This window comes from Saccharibacillus brassicae, from assembly GCF_006542275.1.
In the GTDB taxonomy this organism is placed as follows: domain Bacteria; phylum Bacillota; class Bacilli; order Paenibacillales; family Paenibacillaceae; genus Saccharibacillus; species Saccharibacillus brassicae.
The window spans coordinates 2770310-2797265 of sequence record NZ_CP041217.1; the positions used below are offsets into that span (position 1 = coordinate 2770310).

Annotated in this window: 23 protein-coding genes, 1 tRNA gene and 1 riboswitch; of the genes, 16 read left to right on the forward strand and 8 right to left on the reverse strand. The window is 58.4% G+C overall.

Features of this window, described 5'->3' with window-relative positions:
• Positions 1-103: 103 nt before the first annotated feature.
• From FFV09_RS11585 to FFV09_RS11615, 7 genes are all read left to right on the forward strand, one after another.
• Positions 104-331, forward strand: a complete 228-nt coding sequence (locus FFV09_RS11585) for a helix-turn-helix domain-containing protein (protein ID WP_141447968.1) — start codon at positions 104-106, stop codon at positions 329-331.
• 78 nt (positions 332-409) lie between these two features.
• A tRNA-Leu gene (locus FFV09_RS11590) sits at positions 410-493 on the forward strand.
• Between the two features lie 194 nt (positions 494-687).
• Positions 688-1332 (forward strand): MarR family winged helix-turn-helix transcriptional regulator, encoded by a 645-nt coding sequence (locus FFV09_RS24130; RefSeq protein WP_246098533.1) that lies wholly within the window; start codon positions 688-690, stop codon positions 1330-1332.
• A 272-nt stretch (positions 1333-1604) separates the two neighbouring features.
• On the forward strand, positions 1605-2996 hold the full coding sequence (locus tag FFV09_RS11600) for an MATE family efflux transporter (RefSeq protein WP_141447969.1): 1392 nt from the start codon (positions 1605-1607) through the stop codon (positions 2994-2996).
• Between the two features lie 211 nt (positions 2997-3207).
• Entirely contained in the window at positions 3208-3843 is a 636-nt protein-coding gene (locus FFV09_RS11605; protein WP_141447970.1) for a pentapeptide repeat-containing protein, read from the forward strand.
• Between the two features lie 65 nt (positions 3844-3908).
• The gene (locus tag FFV09_RS11610) at positions 3909-4268 is read left to right on the forward strand and encodes a hypothetical protein (RefSeq protein WP_141447971.1); all 360 of its coding nucleotides are present in this window, start codon (positions 3909-3911) and stop codon (positions 4266-4268) included.
• A gap of 99 nt (positions 4269-4367) precedes the next feature.
• Positions 4368-5096 carry an HAD family hydrolase gene (locus FFV09_RS11615; RefSeq protein ID WP_141447972.1) on the forward strand — a complete coding sequence of 243 codons (729 nt, stop codon included), beginning with the start codon at positions 4368-4370 and terminating at the stop codon, positions 5094-5096.
• A 609-nt stretch (positions 5097-5705) separates the two neighbouring features.
• Here the strand turns inward: FFV09_RS11615 and FFV09_RS11620 are convergent.
• A complete protein-coding gene (locus FFV09_RS11620) occupies positions 5706-6830 on the reverse strand; it encodes a glycoside hydrolase family 88/105 protein (protein ID WP_246098534.1) in 1125 nt (374 codons plus the stop codon).
• A 186-nt stretch (positions 6831-7016) separates the two neighbouring features.
• Between FFV09_RS11620 and FFV09_RS11625 the strand changes: the two genes are divergently transcribed.
• Positions 7017-7856, forward strand: coding sequence for an AraC family transcriptional regulator (locus FFV09_RS11625; RefSeq protein ID WP_141447973.1), 840 nt, complete (start codon positions 7017-7019; stop codon positions 7854-7856).
• A 243-nt stretch (positions 7857-8099) separates the two neighbouring features.
• On the opposite strand, the gene atzF is transcribed toward FFV09_RS11625, so the two are convergent.
• From atzF to FFV09_RS11645, 4 genes are read right to left on the reverse strand one after another with little or no spacing between them, the layout of a single operon-like run.
• Positions 8100-9845, reverse strand: coding sequence for an allophanate hydrolase (gene atzF, locus FFV09_RS11630; RefSeq protein ID WP_141447974.1), 1746 nt, complete (start codon positions 9843-9845; stop codon positions 8100-8102).
• The gene (gene uca, locus FFV09_RS11635; RefSeq protein WP_141447975.1) at positions 9842-13453 is read right to left on the reverse strand and encodes an urea carboxylase; all 3612 of its coding nucleotides are present in this window, start codon (positions 13451-13453) and stop codon (positions 9842-9844) included. The genes atzF and uca overlap by 4 nt, the downstream gene beginning before the upstream one ends.
• Positions 13446-14120: an urea amidolyase associated protein UAAP2 gene (locus tag FFV09_RS11640; protein ID WP_141447976.1), complete on the reverse strand. Its 675-nt coding sequence runs from the start codon at positions 14118-14120 to the stop codon at positions 13446-13448. The genes uca and FFV09_RS11640 overlap by 8 nt, the downstream gene beginning before the upstream one ends.
• Positions 14117-14836, reverse strand: coding sequence for an urea amidolyase associated protein UAAP1 (locus FFV09_RS11645; protein ID WP_141447977.1), 720 nt, complete (start codon positions 14834-14836; stop codon positions 14117-14119). The genes FFV09_RS11640 and FFV09_RS11645 overlap by 4 nt, the downstream gene beginning before the upstream one ends.
• Before the next feature lie 95 nt (positions 14837-14931).
• A riboswitch (guanidine-I (ykkC/yxkD leader) is annotated at positions 14932-15040 on the reverse strand.
• Between the two features lie 246 nt (positions 15041-15286).
• On the opposite strand from FFV09_RS11645, the gene FFV09_RS11650 reads away from it, so the two are divergent.
• On the forward strand, positions 15287-16621 hold the full coding sequence (locus tag FFV09_RS11650; RefSeq protein WP_141447978.1) for an APC family permease: 1335 nt from the start codon (positions 15287-15289) through the stop codon (positions 16619-16621).
• 137 nt (positions 16622-16758) lie between these two features.
• Here the strand turns inward: FFV09_RS11650 and FFV09_RS11655 are convergent, their stop codons facing one another.
• On the reverse strand, positions 16759-17061 hold the full coding sequence (locus FFV09_RS11655) for a monooxygenase (RefSeq protein ID WP_141447979.1): 303 nt from the start codon (positions 17059-17061) through the stop codon (positions 16759-16761).
• 42 nt (positions 17062-17103) lie between these two features.
• A complete protein-coding gene (locus tag FFV09_RS11660) occupies positions 17104-18012 on the reverse strand; it encodes a DsbA family protein (protein WP_141447980.1) in 909 nt (302 codons plus the stop codon).
• Positions 18013-18189: 177 nt separating this feature from the next.
• On the opposite strand from FFV09_RS11660, the gene FFV09_RS11665 reads away from it, so the two are divergent.
• A complete protein-coding gene (locus tag FFV09_RS11665) occupies positions 18190-18516 on the forward strand; it encodes a winged helix-turn-helix transcriptional regulator (RefSeq protein ID WP_141447981.1) in 327 nt (108 codons plus the stop codon).
• A 50-nt stretch (positions 18517-18566) separates the two neighbouring features.
• On the opposite strand, the gene FFV09_RS11670 is transcribed toward FFV09_RS11665, so the two are convergent.
• The gene (locus FFV09_RS11670; RefSeq protein ID WP_141447982.1) at positions 18567-20549 is read right to left on the reverse strand and encodes a beta-galactosidase; all 1983 of its coding nucleotides are present in this window, start codon (positions 20547-20549) and stop codon (positions 18567-18569) included.
• Between the two features lie 115 nt (positions 20550-20664).
• On the opposite strand from FFV09_RS11670, the gene FFV09_RS11675 reads away from it, so the two are divergent.
• The 6 genes from FFV09_RS11675 to FFV09_RS11700 all read left to right on the forward strand — a co-directional run bounded on the left by FFV09_RS11675 (position 20665) and on the right by FFV09_RS11700 (position 26920).
• Positions 20665-21507, forward strand: coding sequence for an AraC family transcriptional regulator (locus FFV09_RS11675; protein WP_141447983.1), 843 nt, complete (start codon positions 20665-20667; stop codon positions 21505-21507).
• 442 nt (positions 21508-21949) lie between these two features.
• Positions 21950-22942 (forward strand): LacI family DNA-binding transcriptional regulator, encoded by a 993-nt coding sequence (locus tag FFV09_RS11680; protein WP_141447984.1) that lies wholly within the window; start codon positions 21950-21952, stop codon positions 22940-22942.
• Between the two features lie 228 nt (positions 22943-23170).
• Positions 23171-23884 carry a DUF1868 domain-containing protein gene (locus FFV09_RS11685; protein ID WP_170315003.1) on the forward strand — a complete coding sequence of 238 codons (714 nt, stop codon included), beginning with the start codon at positions 23171-23173 and terminating at the stop codon, positions 23882-23884.
• Positions 23885-23888: 4 nt separating this feature from the next.
• Positions 23889-25151, forward strand: coding sequence for an ABC transporter substrate-binding protein (locus tag FFV09_RS11690; protein ID WP_170315004.1), 1263 nt, complete (start codon positions 23889-23891; stop codon positions 25149-25151).
• Positions 25152-25238: 87 nt separating this feature from the next.
• A complete protein-coding gene (locus FFV09_RS11695; protein WP_141447987.1) occupies positions 25239-26111 on the forward strand; it encodes a carbohydrate ABC transporter permease in 873 nt (290 codons plus the stop codon).
• Between the two features lie 17 nt (positions 26112-26128).
• Positions 26129-26920 carry a carbohydrate ABC transporter permease gene (locus tag FFV09_RS11700; RefSeq protein ID WP_170315005.1) on the forward strand — a complete coding sequence of 264 codons (792 nt, stop codon included), beginning with the start codon at positions 26129-26131 and terminating at the stop codon, positions 26918-26920.
• Positions 26921-26956 lie beyond the last annotated feature (36 nt).

Consider the following 26956-nt stretch of genomic DNA (forward strand, 5'->3'; position numbering starts at 1 on the left):
TCCTTCCTGTTTTTTTATTTAACCCTTTAGATCGCCGCAGTGTGGTATAATAGAGAGATTCATACCCGAGCGTTCACATTTTCCTAAACAGGAGGTCGATCTATTGAGTACATTCCAGGATTGGAATCTAAAGGTCAAAAAGACGTTCAATGCGACAAGCAACGAACAGGTGCTGACGGTTACGGAAGCGGGCAGCCTGCTTGGCCTGACCAAGGATCAGATGAAAGTGTATGTGGACAAAAACAAGCTGACCAAGGTGCCGATCATGCGCAGTACCCATCGTTATCTCGTGCTTGAACAGGAAATTAACGAGATTCTCAAAAAAGTTTAACAAGAATGCTTGTCAACTTCTTCGGATCGTGATATATTATTTCTTGTGCTCGCGAGGTAATCGCAGCCATCAAGATATGCGGTCGTGGCGGAATTGGCAGACGCGCACGGTTCAGGTCCGTGTGGGCTAACCCCCGTGGAGGTTCGAGTCCTCTCGACCGCATCCCTTTTAAGAAAAGGTCCGAATTTTCGATGGATAATCGAAGGTTCGGGCCTTTTTTTGCGTGGTCAGACGTTTGACAGTCAGATCCCCGACGGTTATAGTCTTGACATAGTTAGCCTTCTAACAGTATGAGGATCTACAGTATAGGGATCTAACCTTACAATCCGCAAGCACCCGGGAAGGGGCGATCGAGCATGAGCGACAAAGACGGACCTTCGAAAAAGACGAAAAAGTCCAAAAGCGAGAAAAACGCCGCCAAAGCGAAAAAAGCCAAACAGGCGGAGCTGGCCGCTCTGGAAAAGGCCGGCGGCGCAGGTTCTCCGGATGGGAGCGATCCCGCGGCAGAGCCGTCTGCGGCGCATTCGCCGGAGCCGGCGGGACGGGCGGACGAATCCGGCCGGGAAACGGGCGATGGAGCGGAAGCGGCGACGCCGGTGTCGGATCTGCTGCGCGAGATCGGGACGAAGCTCAAGTCGGCATCGGACGGCAGGCTGGCCGAGCTCGGCATGAACGCGCAGCAGGGGCAGATGCTCGGCCACATCTACCGGTTCCGGGAAGACGGCATCATCCAGAACGAGCTGGCCAAGCATTTTAACCGGACCGGCGCAAGCGTCAGCAGCATGCTGCAGGGGCTGGAGAAGAAAGGGTACGTGAAGCGGATCGTGCCCGAAGGCAACGAGCGCCAGAAAAAGGTGTACGTGACGAAGAAAGCGAAAGCGCTGATCCCGGAATTCGACCGTATGTTCGTCGAACTCGAACAGCGGATCACGGCAGGGCTGAAGCCGGAAGAAACGGAAGCGCTGCATGCGCTGCTGGAGCAGGTCAAATCGAGGCTGTAACCCGCGCCTCGCAAGCGGATAGCGGAGATTTCCGCGTGTCCGAACGCCTTGTCCTTTGCGCGGAATCGTGATATATTTGCACACGTGGCGGAACTGACCCAGGGTCGCACGCGGCTTGCTGCAAGCCGATTTCGCGGGCGGGATGCCGCTTCGGCATCCGCAAGGAACGATTACGAGAAGTCAGTCACGCCCTACGGCCGCATCGGCGAGCAGGGCGTTTTTTTGTTTGGCACAAGCAAGCGGTCAAAATACGTGAAAAAGAAGGGTTGGAGATGGCGGAAAGCGGCATACGAACGGGATGGGGCGTCAGGCTTCTGGAGAAATATTTGTCGGGCCGGTCGATCGATTACAGGCAGATCATCGGGCTGTTCGTCCCGCTGCTCGTCGATCAGGTGTTTATCGTCGGGCTGCATATGATCAACACGGCGATGATCAGTTCGGCGGGAGTGGACGCGATCAGCGCGGTCAACATGGTCGATTCGCTGAACATTTTCCTGCTCAGCATCTTCGTGGCGGTCGCCACGGGCGGGACGGTCGTCGTCGCGCAGTACAAAGGCAGCGGCAATTCGATCATGGTGTCCAAAGCGACGGCCGGAGCGGCTTCGGTCGTCTCGGTCCTCGCGCTGTTTATCGGCTTGTTCATGATCGTCTTCCACAATCCGCTGCTGAACCTGCTGTTCGGCTCGGCGGAACCGGCGGTCAAGGAACTGGCGCGTATCTATATGATCGGCAGCGGGTTTTCGTATATGGGCCTTGCGTTTGTGGAAGCGGTCTGCGGCGCGCTGCGCGGCATCGGGCGTTCCCGGGCTTCGCTCGCCCTGTCGCTCGTCATGAACCTGCCGTATGTCGGCTTGAACCTGCTGTTCATCAACGTGCTCGATATGGGCGTGTTCGGCATGACGCTGTCGGTTAACATCTCGCGCTACCTGGCGGCGGCCTGCGCGGTCTATTACCTGATCCGGATCGACGCCGAACTGCGGCTGCGTATCCGGGATTTTTTCCACGTCGGGCTCGATATGTTCAAAAAAGTGCTGGGCATCGGCATGCCGTTCGCGGCGGAACAGATGTTTTTCAACGGCGGCAAAATCCTGACCCAAATCTTCATCGTCAGCATGGGCACGTACGCGATCGCGACCAACGCGATCAGCGGTTCGCTGGCCGGCGTGATGCAGATTCCGGCCAACGCGCTGTCGCTGACGCTGATCACGGTCGTCGGACAGTGTATCGGGCGGCGGGATTTGAAGGATGCGAAAAAGCTGACCAAATCGTTCGTCGCGCTCGGCTCCGTTTTTTACGTCCTGATGACCGTGCTCGTGATGGCGCTGTTCTATCCGCTCGTCGGGTTGTTCAATCCGCCGGCAGAGATCGTGGACGACATCTTCCTGATCGTGCTCGTCAACGCGCTCGCGCAGATTCCGCTGTGGTCGATCAGCTTCATGATTCCGTCGGCGCTGCGCGCGGCGGGAGACGCCAAGTTCACCTCGCTCGTGTCCATGCTGTCGATGTGGCTGTTCCGCGTCGTGCTGGGCTACATTCTCGGCATCGTGCTGGACATGGGCATCCTCGGCGTCTGGATTGCGATGAACGCCGAATGGGCGATTCGCGGCGGCGTGTTCGTCTGGCGGTTCATGGGCAACAAATGGTATCGGCATAAGCTGATCTAGTGCGTTGTCCACGTACCGGGTCGGATACAGGGGCCGAAGCCGGAATAAGGCAGACCCCGGCATTCGGCTTGAATGAATCCCGAACGGCAGAAGAACCGTGCAGCTGCGGACGTGCAAACGTCGGGGCGCGCGGTTCTTTTTACATACGTGTGATACAATCAGGCCAGCGCAAGACAGGAACGATACACGGTATACGAGAGGAGAGAAGCAGATGACGCAGAAAATAACGGCGCCCCGCCTTCGGGAGGAGCAGCTGGAAGCGGAGACGGACGTGTATGTGGAGTCCCGGGCCGAAATCGCGGACCGGTTGATCGAGCAGGCGGAATGGACCGGGTTCGACGCCGATCGGGCTTCGTTCGACCGGGTGATTTTCAGACAGATGACGATCTCCGAATCCGCGCTGCGCGAAACGGAATTCACCGACGTCCTGTTCGACCGCTGCGATTTTTCCAACGTGAACTTCGCGGATATTTTTCTCAACCGGGTAGAATTCCGCGACTGCCGGCTGATCGGCAGCGACTTCGGCGGCGGCCGGATGCAGCACGTCGTGTTCGCCGACTGCATCGCGGACTACGCCAACTTCCGCCTCGTCAAGTTCAAGTCCGTCCGCTTCGAAGACTGCTCCCTGATCGGCAGCGACTACTACGCCGCGTCCGTGCAGCACTTTCAATGGGAACGGTGCAAGCTCGATCAGGCCAACCTGTCCGAAGTCAAACTGAGCGGCACCGACCTGAGCAGCTCCACGTTCGACTCGCTGACCGTCAACCCGGAAGACCTGGCCGGCTGCCGGATCTCGTCTTCCCAGGCTTCGGTGTTTGTGGGGCTGCTGGGGTTGATTGTGGACTGAGCGTGGACTGAAGGCGGTGCGTGTTACTTTTTTCTTCCGAATATCGGTTACACTGGAATGACTTAATGAGCAAATCATCCAAGAGCTTTTTAAAAACATGTCCGAACCAACAAATCATTATCGTCAAAGCGTTAAAAATAATGATACTGGAGGGTTATATGGGTCTCGTGGATGAGGAGCGCAAAGAAAGTGGTTCCAAGGAACAGTATGATCTGCTTTGGAGCCAAATTGTGGAGAAGGATGAAGCCGAGCGGCAAGCCATTATCGAAAAAATGAACTTTTTATTGCTTCCGCGTCATCAGAAAATCAATTTCCGTTTAAAAAAGTTCAAAACCCCTCTGTTATGGATCGTTCCCCTTTGTTCCATTTCGATCGTGCTGCTCTTATATGTCGTGTTTATTTTGGCTGCTTTGTGGACGGAATAAAACCGTTTAATAAATCGGGTATCGTTCCGTAATGCAGGATTCAAGTGAATGGATTTACCTTTACGGATATTACCGGGCAGCGGAAGGAGGAACTTTCGGATGTACAGTTTTATTTTCGATATTGACGATACCGTCTACGACCAGATGCTGCCGTTCAGGCAGGCGTTCGAGCGGAATTTTGCCGAGCATGGGGATTTGCCGCTGCACGATCTGTACCGGCACAACCGCAAATTCAGCGACGAGGTGTTCGAGCTTACGGTGCGCGGGGAGATGACGCTTGAGGATATGCAGGTGTACCGGATCACGGAAGCGATGAAGGCGATGGGGATCGGGATTACGCGGGTGGAAGCGCTCGGTTTTCAGGACGGTTACGCGGCGGCGCAGCAGGAGCTTCGACTGACGCCCGACATCAGGGAGGCGCTCGATTACTGCCGCGACCTCGGGATGAAGATCGGGGTCATCACGAACGGCCCGGGCGAGCACCAGCGCGGCAAAGTCGAGCGGCTCGGCGTATACGCCTGGGTGAAGCCGGAGCATGTGTTCATCTCCGGGGAACTCGGGTGTATGAAGCCGGATCGGCGGATTTTTCGTCATGCGGAGGAGACGCTTGGGCTTGAGCGCGAGCGGACGTATTACGTCGGCGATTCGTACGCCAACGACATCGTCGGAGCCAAAGGCGCCGGCTGGAAGTCGATCTGGATCGACCGCCGCGGGCAGCGCATACCGGAAGGCGGCGCGCAGCCGGACGTCAGGATCGCCGAAGGCGATTCGATCGCGGCGACGATTCGGGGGATTTGCGAGAGCGGGCACGAAGGCGGGCGCGAGTGAGCACGAGTAGCGGTTGCACCGCCAAGTATGGAATCAAGACTCGGCATGCCAAAAGCTCCAAAAGGGCTTTATTCAAAAGCGGCGCCTCTGTAAAGAGGTCTGCCGCTTTTCCATGTCCGAGAGTCTGGAAAGCGTCTTTGGCGATAGGTTCTTGTCTCTAACGGGCTGCATGTTTGTTGATCTTCAGCAGCCCGATCATCGCCGCTCCGACCAGCCCAATCGTTCCGATCGCCGGGAACTGGCCCGGTAGAATGATGCGGGAGCGAAAATGTGATCATTTTGTACGCTTTTTACGCATATATTCGATCTTTTCGCAAAAATGTGGTCATTAGGGCAACAATTCAGACGTAAAAAGCGGATTTGGAGCCTTATACGGCAAAAATGTGATCAAGAAGACAACATTAATGCGGATTAGTTAGAAAAACGAGGAAAATGTGATCAAAAAGACAACATTTGCGCCGCCCTAAACAGTCATTCGGCTGTTTCGGTAGCGGGAGGGGCTGTACGGTCCTACGGTCCGTTAAAATCGAAAAACGCAGCGAAAAAGCCCGCCAACGGATCGGTGATCCGTTGGCGGGCTTTTCGGCGTGCGCGCCGCGCCGCTTTTCGCTAGGCGTCCTCAGCCTGACGCTTACTTCGCTCCGTCTCTTCGCGGATGCTGCCCGCTTCCCGCTCCGCCACATCCCGCCCCGACCGCCGCGCCTCCGCCTCCGCGTCTTCCAGCGCGGCGGTCAGCAGGGCAAGGGCGAGGCCCTGGCCCCAGCCCTGGGCCCATTTGCGGTCGATGCCGAGGTAGCCGTCGAGGTCGTTCATGACGGCGGTGCCGCCGGACACGTTCAGGACGCGGCCGGTATCGGAGATGTTGGCGATGACGCCGTCCAGCGCTCGGCGCACGTATTTGCCGTGCAGCGGGTTGCCCTGCACGATCATCGCGGCGGCGATGCCGGCGGTCGCGGACACTTCGCCGTAGGCGTCCGGACGGTCGAGGATCGTGCCCCAGAGGCCGTCGTCTTTTTGCAGCTTTTTGATTGCGGCCAGTTGGTCGCGCAGCGAGCTCCAGATGTGCATCATCGGCGGATACAGGTACGCTTCGGGCAGTCCGCGCGCCGCGCGGGACATCGTGTAGGCGCCCCACGCATTGGCGCGCGCCCAGTGGAGGCCGGACATATGATCCCGATTGACGTTGTTATAGCCGTGATACCACAGCCCGGAGTCTTCGTCTTGCAAGTAGTTGATATGCCAGAAATATTGGTGCAGCGCGTCGTCGATCAGGTCTTTGCGGTCCAGCATGACGCCGGCGCGCAGCAGGAAATAAGCGGCCATGAACAGCGTGTCGGCCCAGGCCTGCTCGGGGAAATCGTTTTTGGCGGATACCGTATGCTGAAGCACCCGATCGCCGAAACGCAGGGCGTCGCGCTCCAGATAATCGATTTTGCTCAAAATCAGATCCAGATACTTCTGCTCCTGCGTCTCGGCGTACAGCGTCAGCAGCATATGGCCCATCGCGCAGGCGTTGACCGTCCATACCGGCGGCAGGCCCGCTTCGATGTATTCGTCCACCCACGTCTCCATCCGTTCCAGATACGCTTTGTTGCCTGTCGCTTCGTACGCCCGGCTGACGCCGTAATAAGCGACGCCGCACGGCCAGTCCCAGGTGAGATCCATGTCGAGGGTGTACGTCGTCACGCGTTCGATCAACTCTTTTAAATGTTCGGTCGGGGTGTGCAGTTTCATCGGGTTTCGCTCCGTTTCGGTAGATTGGGCAGTCCGCCTACGCTGATGTAAGCGCTCTATACGAGTCCATCGTAGCACAACGAACGGTACGTATTTTGCCGATTGATCGGTATTCCTCTTAAATCTTGCACACCTGCGACAGGTCGATATAATGGAGAAAAGCAGGGGCGAGAGGAGGCACAAGAGATGCGGGAGCTGTATTACGACAACGGCAAAGAAACGTTTCTCGTCCATTATCGCAGCGGGACGAGCTACCAGATGTTTACGAGCCATTTCCATACGACGTACGAGTTTTTCCATATGCTGTCCGGTCAGCGCAAATTTTTTATCAAAGACCGCACGTTCGTGATCGAAGCCGGGGATATCGTCGTCGTCGCCCCGAACGTGCTGCACCGGACGACCAACGCGGACACGCCCGATTACGAACGGCTCGTCGTCAACGTGCACGAGAGTCATCTGGCGGCGGTCGGCGGCGCGGCGCGAATCCCTGCGCTGCGCCCGCTGTTCGAGCGCGATTACGTGCTGCTGCGGCAGGGAAGCTACGATCCGTCCGCTATCGACGCGCTGTCCGCCGAGATGGTCCGCGAGGTGCGGGAGGAGCGTCCGGGGTACGAGGATTACGCCCGCGCGCTGATCGTCCAACTGCTGATCGCCTGCTGCCGGCAGCTGCCCGAACAGGGCGGCGAACAGCCGGCGTCCGCGAATCCGGCGCACGAGCGGATCTTCGAGGTGGTGCGGTACATCAACGCGCATTACCGGGAAGAGCTGACGCTGCAGCACTTGGCCGAGCGGCTGTACATGAGTCCTTACTCCATCAGCCGTTCTTTTAAGGAGGCGACGGGCTTTACGTTCGTGGAGTACGTCAACAGCGTCCGGGTCAAAGAAGCGATCGCGCTGCTGCTGCATTCTTCGCTGAAAGTGAAAGTGATCGCGAGCAAAGTAGGCTTCGGCAGCGTGACGCATTTCGGGCGGGTGTTCAAGGAAGTGACGGGGCGAGCGCCTTTGTTTTATCGAAAAGAGGGCTGAAGACGAGTGTTTTTGAGCAAAAAAGGCCGGATCACGGCAGGTGGCAGGCAGCAGGCGGAACACAAGAACAACTGCCGGAAAACAAGAACAGCTGACGGAAAACAAATCAGGAACAACTGCCGGAAAACAAATCAAAAAGACGGTTCCCGCCCATGTCGAATGAGTGTCGGAACCGTCTTTGCGTGAAACGCTTTTACGCGGTCGGCTATCGGAAATCATGCGGGAATCTCCCGTGAATCGCGGTTACAGCGCCGCCTCGACGGCCGCCAGCGCGCCGCGCCAGCCGCCGTGCTGCGAAATGTCGGCGTCTTCCTGCGCCGCATACGCTTCGCAGACAAAGCCGGATACGAGCTGTCCGTCTTGCAGTTCGATTCGGCCGATGCCGAGCGGAGCCGGAATGTCGGCGGTGAAGCGTCCGAACGACGACAGCGGCATGCTCCACAGCTCCATTTCGATCGCGGAGCCGCCTGCATGCACCCGGACGAGGCCCGGCTTGGGCGGCGAGGTCGGCAGACGGTACAGCTTGTACGCCGGAGCGGTGCGGACCGTCTCTACAAAAGACGCGCCCAGCCCGATCATCTGCGGCTCCAGCGTCATGCCCCGCATATGCAGGCCGCATACCGCGACGGTGATGCGGTTTGTTTCCCGTTCGATCAGCCGGGCGGCGGCGCCCAGATTCGCTTCTTCGGACGGCCGGGCGAACAGCGTAATGCCGAAAGGCAGGCGCTGCGCGGCTTCGCCGGCCGGAATGGCGAGCGCGCTGAGATCGAGCAGGTTGCAGTGATTCGTGTACAGCCCCATCCGGCTGTTGGTGGCGATCGGATCGGCGTCGACCTGCTCCCGCGTCCACGTGCCGCCGGCGGTCGGCAGGATCAGCACGGCTTCGTGCAGCAGCGTATCGGCGCTGCGGCGGATCTCGGCGAGCCGGTGCTGCGAGCGGAACAGGGCGGACGCGGTAAAAGAAACCTGTTCGCCCGTGCGCAGCACCGTCTCGGTCACGGGCAGGGTCGAACCCGGATGTCCCTCGATAAACGGCTGGAGGTCCGACCAGCGTTCGGCCACGAGCGGGCCTTCGTAGAGCAGCGCCGCCGCTTCGCCCAGCATGGAGAGGTCGATCTCGACGACCGGAATGCCGGTCTGTGCGATCATCGCTTTGGCTCGTTCCCACGCCGCCCGGTATTCGGCTTCGAACGGTCCGTAGAACGTCGGCGGATCGGCCGGAAGCAGGAAGCGTTTCGGCAGGGCTGCCGGCGCCAGCGGACGATCGAACGAATACGGATCGTCTTCCAACCGGCCGCGAATATGGCGGTCGACGGTTTCCGCGTCGTCCAGCGTATTCGCGAAAGCGGTGACGCAGTCGATGCTGCGGCAGGCGGGGACGACGCCCCGCGAAGGCCAGGCGCCGACGGCCGGCTTGTAGCCGACGAGCCCGTTCAGCGCGGCCGGCACGCGGCCCGAACCGGCCGTGTCCGTGCCGAGGGAGAAAGAGGCCTGGCCCAGCGCCACGGCCACGGCGGAGCCCGAGCTTGAGCCGCCGCTGATCAGCTCCGGCCGAAGAGCGTTGTGGGCCGCTCCGTAGGGGCTTCTCGTGCCGACGAGACCGGTAGCGAACTGGTCCAGATTGGTTTTGCCGACAGGAATCGCGCCGGCGGCAACCAATCGCTCCACCACGCCTGCATGGCGTTCGGCCGTATAGGCGTAATCCGGGCAGCCCGCGGTGATCGGCCAGCCGGCGGCTTCGATATTGTCTTTGATCGCGAACGGAATGCCCCACAGCGGATGGTCTGCGGGATTCAGTGAGTGCAGCCGGTCCAGATAAGGACGGATCCGTTCGTCCGTCGGCGGCAGGATCCAGATGTTCTTGTCGGTCGTGTGCCCGGCGCGCGCGATCACGGCGGCGATGACGTCTTCCGGCGTGAACAACCCGCTGCGATAGCCGCTCAGCAGCACGTCGATCGTAAGTTTGGCAGGGATGGATGATCCGGTCATGAAGCCGCCTCCTCTTGGTCGGATTGAATGGTGACGATGCAGTCGCCGGCACGAACCTGGTCGCCGGGCGACACGGTCACGGAAGTGACGATGCCGCTAAACGGCGCGATCTGATGGAACTCCATTTTCATACTTTCTTCTATTATAAGCGTCTCGTCTTTGTGCACGAATTGGCCCGGTTCCACGAGCACTTTCCATACGCTGCCGGACATGGCGCTGTTCACCGCGAGGCTGCCTTCCGGCACGGCATTGGCTTCCTGCCCCGAAGAGACCTCCGGTTCGGATACGTGCTCGGCGATGCCGAGCGTCTTCCACAATTCTCTTTCCTGCTGGAAAGCGGACTGCTGGGAATCGCGGAAGACGGAAGAATCGGTCTCGATCGTCGCCAGCCACTTGAGGTAATCGCCGAGATTGAACGTCGTCTCTTCCATATCGACCGTGAAGTCGCCGCGCGGGAAGTCTTCGCGCATCCGCAGCAGTTCTTCTTCGGACACCGGGTAGAACCGGATCTGGTCGAAGAAGCGAAGCAGCCACGGCTTGCCCGGCTCGAAGTTTGCGGTATGGCGGATTTTGTTCCACATCTGCACGGTGCGGCCGACGAACTGGTAGCCGCCCGGTCCTTCCATGCCGTAGACGCACAGGTAGGCGCCGCCGATCCCGACCGCGTTCTCCGGCGTCCAGGTGCGGGCCGGGTTGTATTTGGTCGTCACGAGGCGATGCCGCGGATCGAGCGGCACGGCGACCGGCGCGCCGAGATAGACGTCGCCCAGTCCCATGACCAGATACGAAGCGTTGAACACGACTTCGGCCACTTCGTCGATCGATTCCAGTCCGTTCATCCGGCGGATGAATTCCAGATTGCTCGGGCACCACGGCGCATCGGGCCGCACATTCTGCTGATACCGCTCGATCGCAAGCCGGGTTGCCGGATCGTCCCACGACAGCGGCAGCTTGACGATCCGCGACGGCACTTCGATCGAATCGAGCGGCGGAAGCGCAAGGTCCAGCTCCATGATCCGCGCCGCGGCTTCCTTGACCGAGATCCGCGAGCGGTCCAGATGGATTTGCAGCGAGCGAATGCCGGGCGTCAGCTCCTTGTGGGGGATCAGGCCGCTATCTTGGATCGCCTGCATGAGGACGTATACCTGGAACCGGTACAGCAGATCCAGCTCCCGCGCGCCGTATTCGACCAGAATATTCTCGTCGCCGGAGCCGCGCACCGTGATCGGGAACCGGCGATTGTCTTCCGCATGGGCGAGCAGCGGCGCATACTGGCCGCTTGAGCGTTCCGGCAGCACCGGAAGCGGCGCGCCCTGCGGCAGATGAGCGAGAAATTGCTCCTGCTCCTGCCACAGCTGCTCGGCTTCTTCCACCGTAATCAGCCGGAACGCGACCTGATCGCCGGGGCGAAGCTGGCCCAGCTTCCACAGTTCGGCGGAAGCCGTCGTCACCGGACAGACGAAGCCGCCGAGACTCGGACCGTCCGGTCCGAGCATGATCGGCATATCGCCGGTCAGGTCGAGCGCGCCTACCGCGTAGGCGTTGTCGTGGATATTGGACGGGTGCAGGCCGGCGTCGCCGCCGTCTTCCCTGGCCCACAGCGGCGCCGGGCCGACGAGCCGGACGCCGGTGCGGGAACTGTTGAAGTGTACTTCCCACGTCGTATCCGTGAGCTGGTCCAGATAAGCGGGCAGCAGGTATTCCTGTGTGCAGTGCGGGCCGGGAATGACGCCGATCGTCCATTCGCGGGACACGGCCGGCCGCGAAGCCGCCGCCGCCGCAGGCAGCGGCTTGCCGGCGGACGGCTTCACGCGCAGCACGGCGCCGGGGCGCAGCGCGCCGCCGCCGTAACCGCCGAAGCCGCCAAGCGTGAAGGTTGCGGCGCTGCCCAGCGTGAGCGGAATGTCGAGCCCGCCGGCGGCGAGCAGGTAAGTGCGCATGCCCGAGGCGGCTTCGCCGACGGTCAGCACCGAGCCGGCCGGCGCTTCGGTCGGCGCGTACGGCAGGACGGGCACGCCGTCGAGGTCCGCGGTCATGGCAGCGCCGGTTAGGCAGAACCGGATCGTATCCCGGAAGCGGTAGCTGCCGCCGCGGAACGTCATCTCCAGGCCGGCGGCTTCGTCTTCGTTGCCGAGCAGCCGGTTGCCGATCCGGAACGACAGCGCGTCCATCGGTCCCGAAGGCGGGACGCCGATATCCCAGTAGCCGGTGCGTGCCGGGTAGTCCTGCACCGTCGTCTGGATGCCGCCGTCGATCACTTCGATCGCGCGTTCAAGCGGCGAGAAGCCGGCGAGCATGCCGGTATGGACCTGCCCGCCGCGGAAATCCGGCTCCTGCAGCAGGGCGGCCACGTACGACTGGTTCGTCGTGAGGCCGTAGACGCGCAGTTCGCCGAGGCAGGCGATCATCGCCTCGATTGCCGCGTCCCGATCGTCCGCATGCACGATAATCTTGGCCAGCATCGGGTCGTACAGCGTCGTTACGTCGACGCCTTTGGCGATCCACGTCTCCACGCGGGCGCCCGCCGGCCAGACCACGTCGTCGATCACTCCGGCGCTCGGCCGGAAATCCTGGCCGGCGTCTTCGGCGTACAGGCGTACCTGCAGGCTGTGTCCCTGCGGACGCCGCACGAGATCCGGCAGGTTCCGCAGATCGTGCTTCGCTTCGCGCACCATCCATTCCACAAGATCGAGACCGAGCACTTCTTCGGTCACGCCGTGTTCCACCTGCAGGCGCGTATTCACTTCGAGGAAATAAAATTGCTCCGAAGCCGCGTCGTATAGAAACTCGACCGTGCCCGCGCTGCGATACTTCGCCGCTTCGGCGAGCATCCGCGCGCATTCCAGCATGCGCCGGCGCACGTCTTCCGGCAGCCGCGGAGCCGGCGTCTCTTCGACGACTTTCTGGTTGCGGCGCTGCACGGAGCAGTCGCGTTCGCCGAGCGCCACCGCTTCGCCGTGCGCGTTGCCGAAGATCTGCACTTCCACATGCCGCGCCTGGGTGATGTATTTTTCCAAAAAGACGCCGCCGTCGTTGAAGTTGGCCGCCGCCAAACGGGTGACGGAAGCGTACGACTCCTGCAGCTCCGCTTCGTTTTCGCAGATGCGCATGCCGATCCCGCCGCCTCCGGCCGTGCTTTTGAGCATGATCGGATAACCGATGCGCCTTGCATGCAGCACCGCTTCCTCCAGATTCTCCATCAAGCCGGTGCCGGGCAGCAGCGGAACGCCCGCCGCTTCGGCCATCGCCCGCGCGGTATGCTTCAGGCCGAACAGCTCGATATGCTCCGGCTCCGGCCCGATAAAAGCGATTCCCTGTTCGGCGCACGCTCTGGCGAACGAAGCGTTCTCGCTCAGGAAGCCGTAGCCGGGATGGATACCGTCCACGCCGTGCTCCAGAGCCGTCCGCAGAATCAGCTCTCCATTAATGTAGCTTTCTTTGGCGGGACCTTCGCCGATCAGCACCGCTTCGTCCGCCAGCTCCACGTGCAGGCTGTCGCGATCCGCCCGCGTGTACACGACGAGCGACGCAATATTCATCTTCTTGAGCGTGCGCAGGATGCGCACCGCGATTGCGCCGCGGTTGGCGATCATCACTTTGTTAAACATGGGCTTCGCCTCCTTGGTCGTTCCAGATCAATACCTGCGCCGGTGTCGGGTTGTAGGCGTTGCACGGATTGTTCAGCTGCGGACAGTTGCTGATCAGCACGGTGACCGGGCAGAGCGCCACCAGTTCCACGTAGCGGCCCGGACCGGATACGCCGTCGGCAAAAGACAGTCCGCCTTCCGGCGTCACCGGCACGTTCATGAAGAAGTTGACGTTCGGCGCGAGATCCCGTTTGGTAAATTCGGGCCGTCCGGCCAGCATGAGCATGAACGTATCGCGGCAGTTGTGCATCGGCAGCGTGTCGTGCGAATAGCGAACGGTGTTGCTCTGGGCGGAGCAGGCGCCGCCGATCGTGTCGTGGCGTCCGCACGTGTCGGCCGTGATCCGCAGCAGATCGCGGCCGGATTCCGCTTTGAGTACGGAGCCGGTCGTCAGGTACAGATTCCGCTGCCCGGTAATCGTGCGGATGGCGCTGTACCGGTCGGCCGGATCTTCGCTGGCGTAGAACAGCGTATCGACGGCCTGATTGCCTTCCAGATCGACGAGGCGGAGCGTCTGCCCCGGCAGCAGGTCGTGCAGCCAGCCGTCGCCGGCGGGAATGATATGGGAGTAGACCGCGTCTTCCGGACGCAGCGGGCTCAGGGCGGGCACGAATTCGTAAGTGTTCATTGGACGTTCGCTCCTCTCAGCAGCGCCTGGGCCTGCCATGTATTCTCGAAAGCGCGGCGGTTCTCCGGGCAGTGGCGGACACAAAGGTCCTGATCCGTGACCGGCGCCGCTTCGCTCACTTCAATCGCAATCGCGGCGTCCGGATAGAGAGGGGAGGGGTTCAGCGGATTGGGCGTATTGGAGAAGACGAACAGCACGTCCATCTCCGTGCGCAGCGTCACGCTGCGGCCTTCCGTGTCCTGCTCGGCGTAGCGCATGCTGCCGTCGAGTTCGCACACCACTTTGGAAAAAAGGTTCACCGGCGGAATCAGGTCGCGCGCCGTCAGACGGCTGCGGAACAGCTCCACCGTGAAATTCTCCGCTCCGCTGCGCAGCCAATCGTTGCGCTGCTGCTGGTAGCGGGTGAAGCCGTAGCGGTCGTCCGTGGCGCTTCGGGTCGTATAGCCGCCAAGCGGATCGTGCCAGCCCGCCGTGTCTTCGACGATCGAGGCGAGCACGCGGCCCTGATCGCTCATAAGTACGTGGCCCGCCGTGAAAAAGGCCGTGTGCTGCGCTTTTAACGTATCCGGCATGTTGTAGCGTTCGGCGGAGTCGGCCGCGGAGTAGAGCAGCGCGGACAAATTGGCCTGACGGCCGGCGGCTTCGAACCGAACCCGTTTTCCTTTTCCGATGATGCCGGACCATTTGCCGCCCGGCTGAATCGTGAATGCCTCCATGCGAAACCCTCCTCGAATCTGAATATGAACGGGAACAGGGGAGCGGGAAAAACAAAAAACCCGGGAGAAACCGTCAAAGCTGTTCGCTTTGACGTTTCTCCCGGGCTTTTGTCCCGCCGTGGACATCGGAATGATTGCGGCCGATGCGTTTTCTCTCGGACCAGTCGGCCTTAGACAGCACCCGGAACCCTAGAAAACAATTTGTATGCAGTTGGTGTGTCACAAACATTAACATAAGGTGACGAGTCGAGCAAGGTTTTTTTCGAAATCCAGCGTAAAAGTCGGTTTTTATAATCTTTATGTTAGGTTTAGATATTAAATGCGAATGAATGTTCCTATTTACAAACGAAAAAGAAGCTTGTTATAGTCGGTCTACTCTGAAAGACGCAGAAAACCTGACACATGATTCCGGCATGCTCAGAGACAATCCCGAATGGAGAGTGGATCCACATGTCCAAAGAAATCACGTTAAAAAGAGATTTGTCTTTATCGCATGTTGTCACGATGGGACTGGCCTGGATGTCGCCCATGATCTTCTTCACCAGTTTCGGAGTGCTGCACGAAGGGGCCGGCGGGATGCTGCTTGCCGCTTACGTGCTGGCGTTCGTCGCCATCATCTTCACCGCGCTGAGCTACGGGCAGATGGCCAAAGCGTTTCCCGTGTCGGGGTCGGCCTATACGTACGTGTCCAAAGCGATCAACCCGTTTCTCGGCTTCGTCGTCGGCTGGGCCATTCTGCTCGATTATTTGTTCTCGTGCATCGTCGCGGTGCTGATGTTCGGCGTGAACCTGCATGCGCAGTTCTCTTCCGTGCCGTCCGCCGTCTGGATCGTGCTGCTGACGCTGATCGTCATGGTTATCAACATCATCGGCATCAAAACGTCGGCCAACATCAACAAAATCTTCGTCCTGCTGCAGCTGCTCTTTATCGCCGGATTCTGCGGCATGCTCGTGTACAAAGCGGTGGCGGGCGGCGTCAGCGCCGGGCTGAACCCGTTCCCCGCCTCGTCGGGCGTCAGTTTCTCGACTATTCTGGCCGGCGCTTCGCTGGTCTGCTTCTCGTTCCTCGGCTTCGATTCGATCACGACGATGGCGGAAGAGACCAAAGACCCGAAGAAGACGATCCCGCGCGCCATTTTCATCATCGTGGTGACGGCCGGGCTGCTCTATTTCATCACCGCCTACCTGATTCAGCAGATCTATCCGAACTTCGCGTATACCCACGTGGACTCGGCCGGTTACGAACTGATGCAGTCGATCGGCGGCGGGCTGCTTGCGGGCATCTTCACGTTCGTCATTATCTTCTCCGTGCTGTCGCAGGGCATGTCGTCCATGACGACCGTGACCCGGCTGCTGCTCGTCATGGGCCGTACGTCGCTGCTGCCCAAGCCGTTCGCTTCGCTGCACGCCAAATATCGCACGCCGGTGTTCAACATTTTGCTGATGAGCCTGATCTCGTTGTCGGCACTGTTCATCAGTCTGGAGACGGCGATCAAGTTCGTCAGCTTCGGCGCTTTGACCGCGTTCCTGTTCGTGAATATTTCCGTGATCGCGCACTATATCGTTCGTGAGAAACAGCGCGCGCCGCGCGACCTGCTGATTCGGCTGGTGTGTCCGCTGTTCGGTTCGCTGTTCGTCCTGTACCTGATTACGCTGCTCGGCCGATCTTCGCTGCTGCTCGGCACCGGCTGGTTGATCGTGGGGCTTGTCTATTACGCCGTGCGGCGGGTGAAGTTCTCGTCGCTCGACAAAGCGGCCGCGGCGGCGCCCGAACGTTCGGTGTGAACGGAGACGGACGGACTGCCGGGGAAAAGGAATTCGAAAACAAAAAGCGCTCAAGTCCGCGGTCTGGACTTGAGCGTTTTGGTTTGAGCGCTTTTGCTTGAAAATTCAGGCGGTTGCGGTTGCAGCGGTACGGCGCCTCAGAGATCGAAATGATTGATCGCCGACAGCCGCCGGTTTACGGCGAAGATTTTGGCGTTGGCCCGGTCGATTCCGAAGCCGGCGAGCCGCCGCAGGTGGAAGTCCCGGTAGCTTGCGGCGTTTGCTTCCGTGTCGAAGAGGTAAATACCGCCGGCCTCGGCGGTGCTTGCGTTTTCGGTCCAGATCTTTTGCCGGAAACCGGGCGCTTCGTTGATGCTTTCGGCCATTTCCCTGAAAGCTTCGGCCATTTCGTCGCCGTAAGGTCCGGCATATTCGAAATCGATTTGCAGAATAACGCTCATGGTCGATGACCCCTTTCTCTTGCGTCTCGTGGAGGACGGTCGTCAGATATACAGTTCGCCCAAGACGTGCCGAATACGGGGCGACCGGCCGCTTAACTGCTCGGCGACGAACGCTTCGGCCTGATCCGGCCGCAGGTCGTACATCACTTCGATTTCTTTGGAAAAGAGATGCTCTTTGCCCGAGAACCAGTCCGACAGAGCCGGAACTTCGGCCGGGATCACCGGTTTGTTCAACACAGATTCAAGACCTTTGACGTAGGTCTCAAGCGGCTGCGCCCCGACGATTTTGACGCCTTGACGGTCTTCGTTCATCATGACGATCGTCGGAAAACCGCGGACCCCGAGCCGGGCGGCCAGGGCAAAATCTTCTTCCAGCAGCGTCTGGGCGGATTCCTCGGCCGCCTGCGCGACGAGGTCCCGGCCGTTCAGGCCGATCTCGTCGACGAGGCGGATCATCGCGGCTTCTTCGGCGATATTTTCGTTGAAAGCAAACAGCCGCTCGCGGGTCTTGCGCAGATATTCCCGTTCTTTGCCGGGATGGTTTTGTTGAATGATTTTGAACACGCGGGACGGAGGGAAAGAAGATTGGATCGGATGATCCAGCCACAAGCTGCCGTCGATCGGCATGCGGGAATGTTCGCCGACTTCTCTCCAATGCCCGGCGACGTCGGACGGCTGCCGAATCCCGTTCGCCCGGTCGCCAAAACCGTTCCAGCTTGGGAGCAGTCCGCCCATGACGACGTTGAATTCAAAATGATGTCCGTACTGGAGCTGAAAACGGTTCAGTACCGGTTCCAGCGCCCAGCAGTGGGAACAGATCGGATCGGTGACGTAATGGAGCGTCAGCTTGGACGTTTGCGGCGAGAAATCGAGCCGCTGGATCGCTTCTTCGTCGCTCGGTCCGCATTCGCCTGTGCTTAAATCGCATACCGTATTCGGATTCGTTTTCATGCCTGCATTCTCCTTATGAAGGTTATTAGCTTTCTTTAGGTTACATGGTATTATTATAAGACTTGGGATTTGAACTTCAATTACTGTCTTTTTTCATACCAGGTATCCCTCAAGATACTTGGGCTAACAACCCGGAAGAACTTATGGACAAGAACTTCTCAAAAAGGAGCGAAAAATATGAAATACGATTCCGACATGCAAAGTTTGTGCCCGGCCGCGTTTTCTTTTCAAGTCATCGGAGGCAAGTGGAACCTTCCTCTTTTGGCCGTTCTCGCCGGGAACGAGACGATCCGCTACAACGCGTTGAAAAGAGAACTGAACGGCATTACGGCAACCACGCTCGCGAATACGCTGAAAGAACTGATCGCCCACGGCGTCGTACGGCGCGAAGCTTTTGCCGAAGTGCCGCTTCGGGTCGAATATTCGTTGACCGAGTCCGGCCGCGAACTGGTCCCGCTGATCGAAGCGATCGTCGGTTGGGGCGACCGGCATCTGGGGAAGTGAGGGTTTTAGTACATGCTGTACGCAGGCCCAATCCATTTTCCCGAAAAAGATTACTCCAAAATGTCCACGCCCAGCGCCGGAAGGATCAGCTGCCGCTCCAAGCGCTCGCCGGTCAGCAGGCTGACGCAAGGCGTGTCCAGTTCGATTACCCGCGGCTCGTTCGTCAAATTGATCAGGAACCGGAACGCGGCTTCGCCTTTGGTTCGAACCGACAGCTCGACTCCTTCGGGGAGACGGAGTCCGGGCGCCAGCCCTGTTTGCGCGAGCAGTTCTTCGAACAACGCATGGAAGTAGGCCGGTTCCGGCCAGGTGCCGACATAGTAGACCTGGCCGGCGCCGAACGCGTTGACGGTCACCGCGGGCACTCCTTCGTAGAAGTCGTTGTCGTACCACGCGATCGCTTGCGCTCCGCGCAGTTCCAGCAGGTCGCACCACTGCTGCGCGGCGAAGATGCGGCCTTGCGCGTCGCGAATCGCATGCTCGCTGCGGCCGATCGCGTCGTATTCGCTCACGACGACCCCGGCTGCTTCCGCCAGCAGGCCGGGGAGAGGGCGCATCTCGCATACGTTCCGCATGTTTTTGACGCCGGTGCGATTCGTAAGTACGACGGTGCCGCCCTGCTCCGCGAATCGTTCCAGACGCCGCGCCACTTCTTCGCTTAACAAGAAGAGGGAAGGGACCACGACGATCTTGTACCCGTCGAGCGGTTCCGTCCAGTTGATCACATCCGTGCCTACGCCCATTTTGAGAAAGGCATTGTGCATTGAGGACAGATTGTCGATGTAGGACATGCCGCCTTCGGCCTGAGCCTGAAGGGACAGTGCCGTATGCTGGTCGTGCGAATGGAGAATCGCCACCGTATTCGCGACGACCGAACCGCCGAGCCGTTCGCCGAGCCGGTTCACTTCGCGGGTCAGTTGGGCGAATTCCCGGAATCGGCGGCCGGGCACGTTGCTGTGGTCGATCAAGCCGTGCCAGAACTGCTCGGCGCCGACCGTGGCGCTGCGCCAGCGGAAATGCACGATCCGGTCGGCGCCGCGAGCGATCGCCTGCCAGGAACGGGCCCGAATCAGGCCGGGATAAGGCGTGCGCTGAATCGGCATCCAGGCGCCCTGCGCTCCGCTGAGCTGCTCCATGACCCAGAATCCCTGCCGCTTGATGCCCCGGACCAGATCCAGCGTGAGCGCTCCGTTTCTCGGGAACCGGTCGCCGTAATCGCGATACAATTCATTCGGATAATAATCGAACGAGACGAAGTCCAGTTCCCGATGCAGATCGTAATAATCGAGCGTGTTGGGATACTGCCACATATTATGCGTCACGAACTGCTCCGGGCAGTTGCGGCGCAAAATCTCAAGCTGCCAGTTCAGCAGATGGCCGACGCTGTCCGAGCAGAACCGTTTGTACTCCAGCATGTAGGACGGATTCATCGGCCTGCCGCCGCCGATCGGCGTCGTGATCTCGGCCCAATCGCCGTATTCGCCGCTCCAGACGACCGTTCCCCATTCCCGGTTCAATTCTTCGAGGTCCGCGTAACGCTGCCGCAGCCAAGCGACAAAAGCCTGATTGCACGTGTCGCAATGACACTCCTGGTCATGCATCTCGTTATCGATCTGCCAGCCGATAACGGCCGGATGCTTCGCATAACGACGTGAGATCGCTTCCACGAATGCCGAGCCTACTCTTCGCAGGGAAGGGCTGTTGTTGCAGCGGTGCCCGCGCACGCCGGGGCGGACGACGTGAAGCTGCTCGTCCAGAGGCAGCACGTCCGGATAACGGGCCGTCAGCCAGTTCGGCGGCGTGTTGGTGGGCGTGCACAGCACGATCTGCATGCCCCGCGAAGCGAACGTGTCGATCGCCGCGTCCAGCCATTCGAACCGGTAATCGCCTTCCGCCGGCTCCAGGCGGCTCCATGCAAACTCCGCCATGCGCACGGTAGACACGCCCGTCTCCTGCATAAGGTTGGCATCGCTTTCCCACAATTCCCGGCTCCACTGCTCCGGATAATAATCGATCCCTATCTGGATATTCATCGCGCAGTCTCCTTCTTCTATCAAGATATTGCGATTATAGGGGAACCCGATTAGACTGGAAATCTCAAATAATTAATCCGGTATCCCGATATTAAGATGAAGGAGCGTCGCTCTTATGTCCCGTCCCAGACCTCTGTTCCCCGTCTTGTCCGCCCGGGACAAGCGCCTGCCCGTGTACCTGCTCGGCATTGGCCTGCAGCATGAACAAGAACCCGTTTTTCGCGATTCGGGCATCCGCGATTACCAATGGATTCAATGCCGCAGCGGCACGGGCAGGTTCAAGCTGGGCACCGCCGAACACCTGATCCAGCCGGGCATGGGCATGCTGCTGTTTCCCGGGCAAAAACACGAATATCGTGCCATATCCGGGCAGTGGGAAGTCGACTGGATCATCTTCGACGGCAGCGGCGCGGCGAATCTGTTCGATACGGTCGGCATCGTCGGGACGTCCGTCTACACGCTTGATGCGCCCGATTCCCTGTCGGAGCGAATGCGCGAACTGCTGCAGGCCGCCGCGGCGCCGCAGGAACGAACGCTCCGCAATTTCGCTTGTTCCGCGGTGCTGTACACGTTGTTGACCGAAATCCTGCAGCGCGTGTCCGTCGAAGGCAAAGAGACGGTCGGGCAGCAGTATGCACGGTTGAAGCCGGCTCTCGACTATATCGAGCGGCATTACGGTGAAGCGATCCCTTTGCAGGCGCTTGCCGCAGAGATCGGCGTAACGCCGGAATATTTTTGCCATTTGTTCAAGAAGACGACCGGCGTCCGGCCCATGAGCTACGTCAACCAGGTCAGGGTGAACAAAAGCAAAGAGCTGCTGCTCGACATCCCGCAGCTCGGCATGGAAGAGATCGCGCGGCGGGTCGGCTTCGAATCAAGCAGCTACTACGGAGCGCTGTTCAAGAAGCTGGAACGCGTCACGCCCGGCGCTTTCCGGCAGAGCGGCGGAAAGCCTTGATCCGGGGCGTGGAGCGCGGCTATTTTCTTCGGGGTTCGGGATTCGGGTTTCGGGATTCGAAATTCGGGTTTGAGGCTTGTGTCGTGAATTTGGACTTGAGGCTTGTGTCGTGAAATGTGCTCATTTTGCTCGCTTTTTCTTCATTTGCTCGATCTTTTGCCCGAAATGTGGTCATTAGCGCAACAATTTGAGCCGAAAAAGCGGTTAAACGATCTTTTGCAGCAAAAATGTGTTCAAAAAGGCAATATTACTGCGAATCGGCCGAGAAATCGCAGGAAATGTGTTCAAAAAGACAACATTCGTCGGGTATGCTGTTACGTACGAAGCCAAGCGCCGGTGACTGACTCTTGGCGTTTACTCCGCTCCGAATTGACAACGGTATCAACCTTGCCTATACTCGGAAAATGCGCAGATATATGAGGGAAAAAGGAGCTGCATCTCGTTGAAATATACGATAAGGGATATTTCCAGATTATCCGGCGTGTCGATCAAAACGGTCTCCAGAGTCATCAACAACGAACCGAACGTCAAGCCGGCTACCCGCGACAAGGTGCTCAAAGTCATTGCCGACACCCGTTACAAGCCAAACTTGTACGCGCAGAACCTGAATACGAAGACGCACAAAACGCTGCTGATCTCGGTGCGCAAAAATCGCGATCAGAATACGACCAAATGGCTGGATATCCTGTTCTCTTATCTAACGAGCGTCTCTGCCCAGAACCGGTATACGATTCTGCACGAAGTCATTTACGACGACAACGATCTGAAAAACTCCATTCTTGAAACGTCAAGCGGCTATGTCGATGCGGTCGTCTTGTTATACATCGAGGAGAATGACAAACGGGTCCAACTTGCGCTGGACAACCAAATTCCGTTCGTATCGGTCGAGAAGCACGAACAGGCCGCTTTTTCCGTATCCAACAATAACCGCAAAGGCATGCTGGACGCGGCCGACTATTTGTTCGGACGGGGCCTGACCCGGATCTGCCTGCTGCTTGGCGCCGACATGGCGGTCAATCGGGAGCGGGCGAACGCGATGGTTGAAGCGTACCGCCTGCAGGGCATCTCGCTCGATTTGTTGGAAGTGGTGTATCATATGAACGAATTCGAGAAAATAAAGCGGTTCGTCGATTGGAAAATCGAGCAAAACCTGCTGCCGGAAGTGTTTTTCGTATCGGGGGACGAGAAAGTGGTGGCTGTATACCATTCGATATACAGTCATGGCTTGACCATTCCGGGCGACGTCTCAGTTATCGGGTTCGACAATATTCCGATTTCGAATTATTATTATCCTCCCCTGACCACGGTCGGACAGGATTTTGAAGAATTGGCGAGACAAATTGTGCAGACGGTAGACAAAATCATCGACGGCGACACCGATCTGGTATCGGTCGAAGTCGATCCGCAGCTCGTCATTCGGCAAAGCGTAAAATAACCCGACAGCTATCGCTCCGATAGCGTCCCGCTTGTTAAGTGGCTAATTTCACTAATAAGAAAATATTACATAAATCTTGATCGTAATTTATACAACAGCGTTACAGTGAACCTATCCTAGGAAGGAGGAGCCAAGCAGCGCTTGTTTGCGCATAATGACACCGGTGTCATAAAAAAGTACAGCAATCCCCGGAAAAGCCCAATTCGATCAAGCGAGGTGTATGGGAAAGTGGACAACTCTTATCCGACTTATGCGGTGGAGAACCGCAAGTTCAATGCAGACGGAAGCCGTAACGACTTCCCGGGCAGCACGATCGTATGCGATTTAACCCGAAATGAGACCGTCATGCAGCAAATTGCCCACGTTCAAGCGATATTCCGCCGGCTGCCTTTCGCAGCACGGTTCGCGCTTCTGCCGCCGGAGTCCGTGCATATGACCGTGTTCGAACTGCTGTGCGATCACAATCGGGAACAAGCGCTTTGGTCCCGGCATCTGAGCACGCAGGCATCGCTCGAAGACACCGACGTTTTTTTGGCTCGAAAATGGCAGGAAGTCGACGTGCCGGAATCGTTCGCCATGACGGTGGACAGCTTCGATGCGTGCCGCATCTGGCTTCGGCCGGCCGACCCGGCGACCGCCGAGCGGCTGCGGCAGTTCAGGGACCGGCTTGCGGAAGTGACCGGCGTGAAGTTCCCGAACCATGACCGTTATCGGTTTCATATTACGTTTGCTTACGTGGTGCAGCCGTTGACGCCCGAGGAAGAACGTCACATCGGCGAGCTGTGCGGGCAGCTGACGATCGATGCGGCGGACCCGCCGATTATCGTGCATACCGGACCCGCGATCTATACGATTTTCAGGGACGTGTCGAGGTATGTACCGTTTACGCCGGAAGCCAGAGCCCTGCTGGAAGCCGGGCGCCCCACATTCGAGGAGGAATAAGCTTATGAAAAAGAGGATCGGCGCCGGCTTGACGGCCATGATGATTCTGCTGGCCGGATGTTCCGGAAATTCGGCGCGGCAGGCAGGAAGTTCGGACGATTCGCAGCAGGTCACGCTTGAATTCATGTCCAACCTCGGACAGCATTCGTTAACCGAATTGCAGAAGATCGCTGCGGGCTTCGAGCGGGAGAACCCCGGTATCGCGGTCGATATTTCGAGTCAGGGCGCGGATTTTGAAGCTCTGATGAAAGCCAAGATGGCTTCGGGCGATCTGCCGGATCTGTGGACGACGCACGGATGGTCCGTGGAACGGTACGGCGATTTGTTGACGCCGCTCAATGATCGTCCCTGGTTCGGCGGGATCAAAGAGACGTTCAAGCCGATCATCGCGGACGATAAAGGCCAGGTCTATGTCCTGCCCATGACGATTGCTCAAGACGGGATGATGACCAACAAAACGGTGCTGGAAAAGTCGGGCGTCGATATCGACAAAATCGAGACGTGGACAGATTTTCTGGACGCATGCGAGAAGATCAAAAGCAGCGGATTTACGCCGATCGGCATGTGGGGCAAAGATCCCCGGTCGTTTGCCAGTTTTCTGAACAATCTATCCATGCCTTTGTATATTACGAGCCCTTCGCATGATGACAGCCGCGCCTTGGAAGAGGGCACGTTCGATTGGCAGAAATGGACCTTGATCGCCGGGATGTTGACCGAGTTAAAAGCAAAAGGGTATTTGAACGAAGACGTGCTGACCGCGACCGAAGAAAGCGTCGATCAAGCGATAGCGAAAAACGAAGTCGCGTTCAAATTCAGGGGCGGCATCAAATCGATTCTGGAGTTCAATCCGGAAGCCGACTTGGGCATCGCTCCCCTGCCCGCCTATTATTCGGACGACCGGCCGTTTTTCGTAGGCGGAGAAGGAACGGCGATCGGCGTCTGGAAAGATTCCGCACATCGGGAGCAGGCGATCCGGTTTGTCGATTATCTGGCCAAGCCGGACAACGTCAAGCGGCTTGCGGAAGTCGAAGTCAACGTGGCGGGATTCACCGATGTGAACAGCGATATGGGAATGCTGACGGATGATCTGAACAAATATGCGAAAGTGCCGATCAACGGCTACTTCGATCGGTCTTATTTGCCCGGAGGCATGTGGAGCATTATGCAGCAGGTCGGCTCCGGTCTCGTATCGGGTCAGATGACGCCGGATGACGCCGTGCAGACGATGCGAAGCAATGCCGTCCGGTTGAGAAGCCAGAACGACTGACTGCGCACCAGAGCTTGCGGACAGACACAGCAGATTGCTGCCCTGTCCGTCAGGCTCTCATTTTAAAAAGTCGGGAAGTGAATACCGTTGCGAGTTAAAAATTGGGACATGTATCTGATGCTGCTGCCGGCCGCGCTGCTGATCGCCGTCTTTCATCTTTTTCCGTTTGTGAACGGAATGCGGATCTCGCTCACGAACTGGGACGGGTTTTCCCCGGATTTCGACTTTGTCGGCTTCGCCAACTTCAGGGAGATCGGGGCGGACCCCATTTTCCTGATCGCTTTGAAAAATATGCTGATCTACGGCGTGGCCTGCTCGTTGATCCAAAATGTGCTGGGGCTTGCCTACGCTTTGTTCGTGAATCAATCGTTCCGTCTTAACCATGCGGTCCGGTTGTTCGTGTATCTGCCGTCGATCATAGCGGGCATCATCATGGGCTACATGATGTACGGAATGTTTCAATACAACGACGGCGCCATCAATGAGCTGCTGGGTCTGTTCGGCGTGGAACGGACAGACTGGCTGGGCAGCGGCAATCGGGCCGTTTTTATCATTGCGGGTTCGTTTGCCCTGCAAAATATCGGCGTCACTATGCTGATTTATCTGGCCGGATTGCAGGGAATCCCGCATTCGCTGCGCGAGGCGGCCCTTGTGGAAGGCGCGGGCAGGTGGCAGATGTTCCGGCGCATCACGCTTCCGCTGCTGGTTCCGGCCATGACGACAACGTTCATTATCGACACGATCGGCGGATTGAAAATGTTCGACATGATCGTCACCCTGACCAATGGCGGACCCGGCAATGCCACTTACTCTTTGGGCTTTCTGGTCAATCATCTGTACTTCTGGAATCAAAATGCCGGACAAGCCTCGGCGGTCGGATTTGTGCTCGTGCTGATCATCTTTGCGGTCGCTTATTTGCTCAGAGCCTATTTCAGAAGCAAAGAAGTGGAGTATCTATGAGAAAAGAGAAGCTTTTCTTGAACGTCACGGGCTTGTTGATTATCGCTTTTCATCTGATCCCGATCTATCTGTCGGTCGTAGCCTCGTTCAAAGCCAAAAGCGATCTCAGCATCAAATGGGCTTTGCCGCGGGACATTCATTGGGACAACTATCTGATGGCGCTGCAAGACGGAGCTTTCTACGCCGTGCTGATGAATACGCTCCTCGTTACGTTCTGCACCGTCGCTTTGACGCTTGCGGTCGGCTCTCTGACGGGCTACGTGCTCGCCCGGCTTCAGAACCGCATCACGAATACCGCCGCCCTGATCTTTATCGGCGTGATGATGGTTCCGAGCGTGACGCTGATCGTGCCGCTGTACAAAACGATGCTTCAGCTCGGCGCGATCAACACATATTGGGGCATCATCGTCTTGTCGACGGCTTTCCACCTGCCTTTGTGCATTTTCCTGTACACGAATTTTATCAAAACGATCCCCAAAGAATTGGACGAAGCCGCCCAAATCGACGGCTGCCGCAGCTTTTCCATCTTTTATAAAATGATTCTGCCTCTGCTCGGTCCCGTCACGGCCAGCATGGCGATCATCACGTCTATTGCCACCTATAACGAATATCTGTTTCCGCTGTATTTTTTGCAAAAATCGGAGATGCGCATGATCACCACGTATATTACGACTTTTTTCAGCGAAAATTCTTATCCGAACGCCGCTTCCGCCGTCGCCATGCTCGGAGCGCTTCCGCCGATGATCCTCTTTATCGTTTTCCAGAAACATTTTGTCTCGGGCGCTTTGAGCGGCCTGACCAAGTCGTGACACCTATAGCTTTCGTGGGAAAAACAAAACGCCCTG